Source organism: Collinsella aerofaciens (assembly GCF_015557435.1).
Lineage (GTDB): Bacteria > Actinomycetota > Coriobacteriia > Coriobacteriales > Coriobacteriaceae > Collinsella > Collinsella aerofaciens_Z.
Genome location: NZ_JADNOH010000031.1, coordinates 1 through 9,011 on the forward strand (window position 1 = coordinate 1; position 9,011 = coordinate 9,011).

General features: G+C 62.7%; 5 protein-coding genes and 1 tRNA gene. 1 reads left to right on the top strand and 5 read right to left on the bottom strand.

Annotated elements, in window-relative coordinates; translation table 11 throughout:
- Positions 1 to 114: 114 nt before the first annotated feature.
- The 4 genes from I2G43_RS02430 to I2G43_RS02445 all read right to left on the bottom strand — a co-directional run bounded on the left by I2G43_RS02430 (position 115) and on the right by I2G43_RS02445 (position 5,813).
- A complete protein-coding gene (locus I2G43_RS02430; RefSeq protein WP_035136908.1) occupies positions 115 to 1,479 on the bottom strand; it encodes a PFL family protein in 1,365 nt (454 codons plus the stop codon).
- A gap of 108 nt (positions 1,480 to 1,587) precedes the next feature.
- A complete protein-coding gene (locus I2G43_RS02435; protein WP_229071495.1) occupies positions 1,588 to 4,143 on the bottom strand; it encodes a homocysteine S-methyltransferase family protein in 2,556 nt (851 codons plus the stop codon).
- 9 nt (positions 4,144 to 4,152) lie between these two features.
- On the bottom strand, positions 4,153 to 4,941 hold the full coding sequence (locus tag I2G43_RS02440) for a hypothetical protein (RefSeq protein WP_195534952.1): 789 nt from the start codon (positions 4,939 to 4,941) through the stop codon (positions 4,153 to 4,155).
- A complete protein-coding gene (locus tag I2G43_RS02445) occupies positions 4,941 to 5,813 on the bottom strand; it encodes a methylenetetrahydrofolate reductase (protein ID WP_195534953.1) in 873 nt (290 codons plus the stop codon). Before I2G43_RS02445 ends, I2G43_RS02440 begins: the two co-directional genes overlap by 1 nt.
- A gap of 425 nt (positions 5,814 to 6,238) precedes the next feature.
- Here I2G43_RS02445 and I2G43_RS02450 point away from each other — a divergent pair, with 425 nt between their 5' ends.
- A complete protein-coding gene (locus tag I2G43_RS02450; RefSeq protein ID WP_195534954.1) occupies positions 6,239 to 8,326 on the top strand; it encodes a glutamine synthetase III in 2,088 nt (695 codons plus the stop codon).
- A gap of 315 nt (positions 8,327 to 8,641) precedes the next feature.
- On the opposite strand, the gene I2G43_RS02455 is transcribed toward I2G43_RS02450, so the two are convergent.
- Positions 8,642 to 8,718: transfer RNA gene (locus I2G43_RS02455), tRNA-Glu, on the bottom strand.
- Positions 8,719 to 9,011: the final 293 nt, after the last annotated feature.

Below are 9,011 nucleotides of genomic sequence, written 5' to 3' on the forward strand. Positions count from 1 at the left end.
GAGTTCCGCACGAGCCGGAGAGCACTTAATGTGCTCTCCGTGCGAGTCAGGACTGTCCGAGCAGGCGACCTTATATATTTGCCCTCCCCGGGGCTCCTCTCCCGAATCCCTAGGCTAGTTCTTCAGCGAGTTCAGCGGCGCCGGGAATCGACCACCGCGGTGGGCAAGCACGGTGCCGGCGTTGGGGTTCACCGGCATGATGGGCGCACGGCCGAACAGGCCGCCGTACTCGACGCAGTCGCCCACGCCCTTGCCGATGGCAGGAATCACGCGGACAGCCGTGGTCTTGTTGTTGATGACGCCGATAGCCATCTCGTCGGCGATGATGCCGGCGATGGTCTCGACCGGGGTGTCGCCGGGGATGGCGATCATGTCCAGGCCGACGGAGCACACGCAGGTCATGGCCTCGAGCTTCTCGAGCGAGAGCGCGCCGGCCTCGACGGCGGCGATCATGCCGGCGTCCTCGGACACGGGGATAAAGGCGCCCGAGAGGCCACCGACGCTGGAGCTGGCCATGACGCCGCCCTTCTTGACGGCATCGTTGAGCATGGCGAGCGCGCAGGTCGTGCCCGGGCCACCGCAGGTGCCAACACCGATGATCTCGAGAATGCGGGCAACGGAGTCACCGATGGCGGGCGTGGGGGCCAGCGACAGATCGACGATACCCTTCTCGACACCCAGGCGATGGGCGGCCTCGCGGCTCATGAGCTCGCCGGCACGGGTGATCTTAAAGGCGGTCTGCTTAATCTTCTCGGCGACCTCCATCATTGAGGCGGAGTCGGGGAGCGTCTCCAGTGCCGCGGCCATAACGCCGGGGCCCGAGACGCCAACGTTGATGACGGCGTCGGCCTCGCCACCGCCGTGGACGGCGCCCGCCATAAACGGGGAGTCCTCGACCATATTGGCAAAGCATACAAACTTAGAGGCGCCGACGGAGTCCTGGTCGGCCGTGAGCTTGGCGGCGTCGATGATGGTCTGTGCGGCCATGAGCACGGCGTCCATGTTGATGCCGGCACGCAGGCTGGCGACGTTGACGCTGGAGCAGACGCGGCTCGTGGTGGCGAGCGCCTGCGGAATGGACTGGATAACGCGGCGGTCGGCGTCGCCGATGCCCTTCTGGACGAGCGCGGAGAAGCCGCCCAGGTAGTCGATGCCGAGGGTCTCGGCCGCACGGTCGAGGGCATGCGCGATGGGGGTGAGGTCCTCATCCTTGCAACAAGCGGCGATTTGCGCCACCGGGGTGACGGAAACGCGCTTATTGACGATGGGGATACCGTACTCGCGCTCGAGGTTCTCGGCGGTCTCGACCAAGTGCTCAGCTGTGTGCGTCACGTGGTCGTAGATCTTCGTGCACATGCGGTCGAGGTTCTCGTCACCGCAACCCATGAGCGAAACACCCATGGTGATGGTCCTGATGTCGAGGTTCTGCTCCTCAACCATGCCGCGGGTTTCCGCGATTTCTGCAGGCGTGATCGCCATCCTTGCGCTCCTATCTGCCAAAACGAGCATAGTCCCCTCTATTCTAACGTGCCGCACGCGCCGAGTGGCACATGCGGCACGTTTTGGTGCGGGGTTGTTTCCGTTGTGTTACCGGCCAAAGACCTCTTCGGCGATACGCGCGCTCTCGGCGGCGTCCTTGGCATAGTAGTCCGCGCCAATCTGCTTGGCGTATTCGGGGGTGAGCACGGCGCCGCCCACGATGATCTTGACGCCCGGAACCTCGGCATGAAGCAACTTGATGGTCTCCTCCATGGCGACGACCGTGGTGGTCATAAGTGCCGAGAGACCGACGAGCTTAATGTCGCGCTCCTTTACGGTCTTGAGCACCTCCTGCGGATCGACATCGCGGCCCAGGTCAAAGACGGTGTAGCCGTAGTTGTCGAGCAGCATCTTGACGATGTTCTTGCCAATATCGTGGATGTCGCCCTTGACGGTAGCCACGCAGATTTTGCCCTTGTCGGCAATCTCGCCGGCGGGCATCAGACGCTTGATGGTATCGAAGCCCACGCGCGCGGCCTCGGCAGAGGCCATGAGCTGCGGCAAGAAGAACTTGCCCTGGTCAAAGAGGACGCCGACCTCGTCGAGGGCAGGAATAAAGTGGTTGTTGATGAGGTCCATGGCGTCGTGGTCGGCCAACAGGCGCTCGGTCTCGGCCGCGATCTCGCCCTTGCGGCCCGAGACGACCATGTGGCGGATGGGGTCGTCGTCGGCGCTGGCGGCGGTGCCCGGGGCGGGTGCGGCATCGCTCGATGCTGCCTGAGCCGCTGCCGGGTTCGCGGCGATTTTGTACGGGTCGGTCCAACCGGCGTAGCGCTCGATGTATCCGGTCGAGCCCTCGTCCTCGACGCTCAACACGCGATAGCTGTAGACGGTGTCCATAAAGCGCTTGGAGCCCGGGTTCATGATGGGGGCGTCCAGGCCAGCGCCAAAGGCGGCGGCCAAAAAGACCGAGCCAAGCAGCGGGCGGGCGGGCAAGCCAAAGCTGATGTTCGACACGCCGAGCGCGCACTTGACGCCCAGACGCTCCTTGCACAGCGACATGGCGCGCAGGATCTGCTCGGCCTGACGCTGGTTGGTCGAGGCGGTCATGACCAGGCAGTCGATAAGGATGCGGTCCGGGCCGATGCCGTAGCGGGCGGCCTCGGCCACGATGCGCTCGGCGATGGCAAAGCGGGCCTCGGCGGTATCGGGGATGCCGCCCTCGTCGAGCGTGAGGCCGACGACGTTGGTGCCGTAGTGAGCGACCAGCGGGAAGATCTCGTCCATGATCTGCTGTTTGCCGTTGACCGAGTTGATGATGGGCTTGCCTGCGTAGCGGCGCACGGCGGCTTCGACGGCGGCGGGGTCGGTGGAGTCGATTTGCAGCGGCAGCAGCGTGGAACCTTGGAGCTGCTCGGTCGCTTGCTGGATGACCTTGACCTCGTCGATCTCGGGCAGGCCCACGTTGACGTCCAAGATGTCGGCGCCCTGCTCCTGCTGGCTGATGCCCTGGCTCACGACGTAATCCAGGTCGCCGTCGCGCAGGGCCTGCTGCAGACGCTTTTTGCCGGTGGGGTTGATACGCTCGCCGATCACGGCGATTTTGTGGCCATCGCAGGGAAGGTCCACAACCGTCTGGGCACTCGTGACTGACATGCTGGGCTTGCGGTGACGCGGGCTGGGCGTGTGGGTGTCGATGAGGGTGCGAAGTGCCGCCATGTGCGTGGGCGTGGTGCCGCAGCATCCGCCGACGACGCTCACGCCGTCCTCGATCATGCCGGCGACGGCCTCGGCGTATTCGGGTGCCTGGATGTCAAAGATGGTGTTGCCGTCGTCGTCCACGCGGGGCAGTCCCGCGTTGGCCTGCACCATGACGGGCTTGTCGGTGACGGTGAGCATGCGCGCGGCGAGCCCGCGGAGCTCGGCCGGACCCTGGCTGCAGTTGATGCCCAAGACATCGGCGCCGATGGCGTCGAGGGTGATGGCGGCGACCTCGGGGCTCGTGCCCAAGAAGGTGCGGCCGTCTTCTTCAAAAGTCATGGTGGCAAAGACGGGCAGGTCGGAGTTCTCGCGGCAGGCGAGGACTGCCGCCTTGATCTCGGCCAGGTCGGTCATGGTCTCGATAATAAAGAGGTCGACACCCGCAGCGACGCCGGCGCGCACCTCCTCGGCAAAGAGGTCGTAGGCCTCGTCAAAGCTGAGGGTGCCTAGGGGGCGCAGCAGGGCGCCGATGGGACCGATATCGCCGGCGACGTAGCGGGCGCCGGCCTCGCGGGCGCAGGTGACAGCCGCGGCAAAGACGTCGGCCACGGTGGCGGCGCCGTCGAGCTTGTGGGCGTTGGCGCCAAAAGTATTGGCGGTGATCACGTCGCAGCCCGCCTCGACGTACTGACGCTGGATATCGGTGATAACCTGGGGCTCCTCAAAGTTGAGGAGCTCGGGCAAGGCGCCCGCCTTCATGCCGGCAGCCTGCAACATGGTGCCCATGCCGCCGTCAAACAGCAGGTGCCCCGTGCCTTCGATGGCAGCGCGCAGACGATCGTCCTTAATGCGCAGGTCTTCGATTGTGCGCATCTTGTACTCGGCGCCGTTACGACGGGCAGCATCAACAGGCGCCGCCAGTGCAGCGCCGTCGGAATCATGGGTGATAAGCGGAGTAAACATCGGCGGCTCCTAATGGCTGGAATAGCAAGTGGTGTGGGCGGCGCGGAAGCGGCAGTGTTCGCGCATGCGGCAGATATTGCAGGTGGGGCGGGTCTGGGCGTCGTGGACATCGCCGTCGAACAGGCCAATCACGGCGGTCACGCTCTTGGTGGGCATGAGCAGGCTGGTGGGTGTGACGGTGAGTCCAATGAGCCGCGTGGCGTTGAGCGCGTCGACGATCGAGCACTGAGCCGAGAGCGGGCAGTCGCCGTAGCCGGGGCTGAAGCGCCAGTTGCCGGCGAGCCCGTGCGCGGCGGCCGCGGCTTTGATCTGCTGGTCCATCTGCTCAACGGCGGCTTCCACATAGGCCGAGCATGCGGCGTCGAGCACGGCGCCCTCCAGGGGCTGCTGGGCTCCGGTGGTCCGCAGACGGCGCTCGGCGTCCATCCCGAGGGTGCAGGCCATGAGCGCTGCCAGGCGGGCGTCCTTTAAGTGCCGGTAGATATCGCGGCCCCGCAGCTCAACATTGGTACCGACCAGGCGGATGCAAGGCTCGCCCTGCCCGTCGACACCCGTGGCGTCGACGGCAAACACGCGGCGCACGCCACGGGGCTCGATATCTAACTCTAGGCGCTCGACCACAAGCTCAATACGTTGTGACAGCTCGGGTTCGATCTGCTGACCGCCGTAGCCCAGATAGCGAAGCATCTCGGCGCGGTCGACGCGGGGGTGGTGGGCAGCATCGACACGGTAAAGCGCCGGCGACGCAAGGTCGGCCGGCACTTCGACAGCGGTTGTATCGATGTGCGGTTTTTCCATTACCCCAAGCGCTCCATAATGGTCGCGGCGATTGCAGGACGGTTCATAGTGTACAGGTGCAGACCATCGGCGCCGTGCTCCTTGAGGTCGCAAAGCTGACGGGCGGCATAGTCCACACCGGCAGCCTGCAGGCTCTCGGGGTCGTTCTCGTACTTGGCGAGGATCTTGATGACGGGGGAGGGCAGCGACGCGCCGCACATAAAGACCATGCGGCTGATCTGGGACTTGCCCATAAACGGCATGATGCCCGCAGTGATGGGCGCGGTGATGCCTGCCTTGTCGGCGAGCTCGCGGAAGCGGTAGAAGCACTCGTTATCAAAGAAGAGCTGCGTCACAAAGAAGCTTGCGCCGGCGTCTTGCTTTTGCTTGAGGTATTCGACTGAGAGGTTGAGGTCCTCGCAAGCGATGTGGCCCTCGGGGTAGGCTGCGGCGCCCACGCAAAAACCGGCGTCGACGAGCTCGGGGATGAGGTCGCGGGCGAAGGCGTAGTCGGAGGCGGGCTTGTCATCCTCGGTCGCGCCGGCGGGAAGATCGCCGCGCAGGGCAAGCACGTTTTCCACGCCGGCCGAGCGATACTCGTCGATCTTGGCGGCGATATCGGCATGCGTGCGACCCACGCAGGTGAGGTGCGCGACTGAAGGCGTATCGAATTCGCTCGAGATCATGTGCGCGATGGGAGCGGTGGTGGCACCGTTGCCCGAGCCGCCGGCCGAGCAGGTGACCGAGACAAAACTCGGCGAAAGCTTGCACAGGTTGCCTGCCACCTCGCGAGCCGTATCGAGGGTAAGCTCGCCCTTGGGCGGGAACATCTCAAACGAAATGGGCGTGGTGCCCTGGGATGCTGCCTGCTTAAAAACCTCGTCGACGCGCATATCGTGCTCCTTTAAATATTTAGTGCGATGTGTTGTAAGGATTCTACAGCACCACTATGCCACGGTGGAGTTTTACTCGCTATTTGGGGATACCAATCAAAGATGCTTTGCTATCGGCATTGCCTATAACGGGCTAGTTAAATTGGGACGTGTCTCTATAAAGACTGGTATCTGATGTGAAATACCAGTCTTTATAGCCCCGTCCCAAATTGACTACCCTAAAATCATACGGGTAGGTCTGCAATTTATACAGTTCGTTGGCTGTTAAGGGTGGTAATAATCCTGCGATGCGGTAACCTCATTGATTGGTTTCGTGACAGCAACATAACGGTAATGTTGCGGAAACACGGCGAGTCTAATCTAAGGCTCGTTCGTTAGTAATCAACACCGCATCTCACGCGGTGCCGATACGAAGGGAGTTCCGTATGGCCGATCTTACTGACCGCTTCGGGACCATGGTGTTCTCTGAGGAAGTCATGAAAGACTACCTCCCCAAGGACATTTGGAAGCGCCTCGCTGCAACCCTCGAGGACGGTGAGCCGCTCGACCTGGACGTGGCCAACGCCGTCGCCCACGCCATGAAGGTCTGGGCCATCTCCAAGGGCGCTACGCACTACGCCCACTGGTTCCAGCCGCTTTCGGGCATCACTTCCGAGAAGCACGACAGTTTCCTGGAGCCCAACCATAACGGCACCGCCATTACCAAGTTTACGGGCAAGAACCTCATCCAGGGCGAGCCGGACGCCTCCAGCTTCCCCAACGGCGGCCTTCGCGCCACCTTCGAGGCCCGTGGCTACACCGCTTGGGATCCCACCAGCCCCGCCTTCATTAAGGACGAGGTCCTGTGCATTCCCACCGCCTTCTGCTCCTACACGGGCGAGGCTCTGGACAAGAAGACTCCGCTGCTGCGCTCCATGACCGCGCTCGACCGCGAGGCCAAGCGTGTCCTGGCCCTCTTTGGCAAGACCCCCAAGAAGGTCGTGCCTTCCGTCGGCGACGAGCAGGAGTACTTCCTGATCAAGAAGGACGCCTACCGTAAGCGCAAGGACCTGGTCATCACCGGCCGCACCCTCTTTGGCGCCAACCCCTGCAAGGGCCAGGAGCTCGAGGAGCACTACTTTGGTGCTATCCGCCCCACCGTCTCGGCCTACATGAAGGACCTGGACGAGGAGCTTTGGGCGCTCGGCATTCCCGCCAAGACCAAGCACAACGAGGTCGCTCCCTGCCAGCACGAACTCGCGCCGGTCTATGAGGAGGTCAACGAGGCCATCGACCAGAACCTGGTCATGATGGAGAAGATGAAGCTCATCGCCTCCCGCCACGACTTGGTCTGCCTGCTGCACGAGAAGCCCTTCGACGGCATCAACGGTTCCGGTAAGCACAACAACTGGTCTATCGGCACCGAGTCCGAGAACCTGCTCGATCCGGGCGATACCCCGCTCGACAACCTGCAGTTCATCGTCTTCCTCACCGCGGTGATCGAGTCTGTCGATAACTATCAGGAGCTCCTGCGTGCTTCTGTCGCCTCGGCCGGCAACGACCACCGTCTGGGCGCCAACGAGGCTCCTCCGGCGATCGTCTCCATCTTCCTGGGCGACCAGCTCACCGAGGTTGTCGAGAAGATCATCGACGGCAAGGCCTCTGTCCACGCCACCCACGGCGTGCTCGACCTGGGCGCCGATGCCCTGCCCAAGCTCATGCAGGACAACACCGACCGTAACCGCACCTCTCCGTTTGCCTTCACCGGCAACAAGTTCGAGTTCCGCGCCTGCGGCTCCGAGCAGAACGTCTCCGACCCCAACATGGTCCTCGACGCTGCCGTTGCCAAGTCGCTCAAGGCTTTCGCCGACGCGCTCGAGGGTACGCCCGAGGACAAGTTCCAGGACGCCGCGCTCGAGTACTGCAAGAAGGTTCTGACCGACCACCAGCGCATCCTCTTCTCCGGCGACGGTTACTCCGACGAGTGGCCCATCGAGGCCGAGAAGCGCGGCCTTGCCAACAACAAGACCACCGCGGACGCTCTGCCCGCCTTTGTCTCCGAGAAGGCTCTTGCCCTGTTCGACGAGATGGGTGTTCTGACCAAGGCCGAGGCCCAGTGCCGCTACGACTGCAAGCTCGAGAAGTACAACAAGCTCATGAACATCGAGGCTACCACGATGATTCGCGAGGCACGTCGTACCTATCGTCCGGTCATCACCGCCTATGCCACCAAGGTTGCTAAGGGCTTGGAGGCCATTCGCGCCGCCGGTGCCGAGGCTGCCATGCAGTGCGAGCAGAACACGCTCAACAAGCTCTGCAACGGCATTACCGCCATCAACGACTCCATCAAGGCCCTCGACGCCGTGCATCAGAAGGCCGAGGCCCTCGATGGTCAGGAGCAGGCCAACGTGTACGCTCACGAGGTCGCTCCCGCTATGGCTACGCTGCGCGCCGCCGTGGACGCCATGGAGGAGATCGTGGCCGCCGACTACTGGCCGGTCCCGACCTACGACGACATCCTGTTCTACGTGTAGGGCGCAACTGACATATCGTCACGGTATTGAGCCGGGGTCCGCATCGCGCGGGCCCCGGCTATTTGTTTGCGAAGGACGCTTTGAAGCCCGTTTTGCTACCGAATTGGTAACGGGCTTCTCAGATTCTGCGGTGCCCCCAGCGGGATGTCCGCGTGCGGCTGGCGCCGCCCGCTTCCGCTGCGTCGCTTCGCTCCTTGCGTGCTGCGCTGGAAAACGCTTCGCGTTTCCTCAGCTCCGCACCCTGTCGGGTTCGAATCCCGGCATCGAGGCAGAAAAAAGCCCGTTACCGCGAGGGTAACGAGCTTCAGCTTCAGATGGTGCCCCCAGCGGGATTCGAACCCGCGATATCCACCTTGAAAGGGTGGCGTCCTTGGCCGCTAGACGATGGGGACAGCGGGAAAGAGTATAGCAGACTTTTTCGCCAGTTCGTATATCGATGACAAACTGGAAAACCACCACATAGGAGCGGGGTATCTATCCCGATCATCAAACATCTCAATCTGTAACATCTGGGCACGTAAATCGGCTCTATCTGTTACAGATTGAGACAAAAAGTAGGCGTCGGGACGAACATCTCAATCTGTAACAACAAGACAGCTTTTGGCGGTCTAGATGTTACAGATCGAGACAAACCAACGGGATGGGTCAAAACCACCACAAAGGTGCCTGTCCCCTTTGTGGTGGT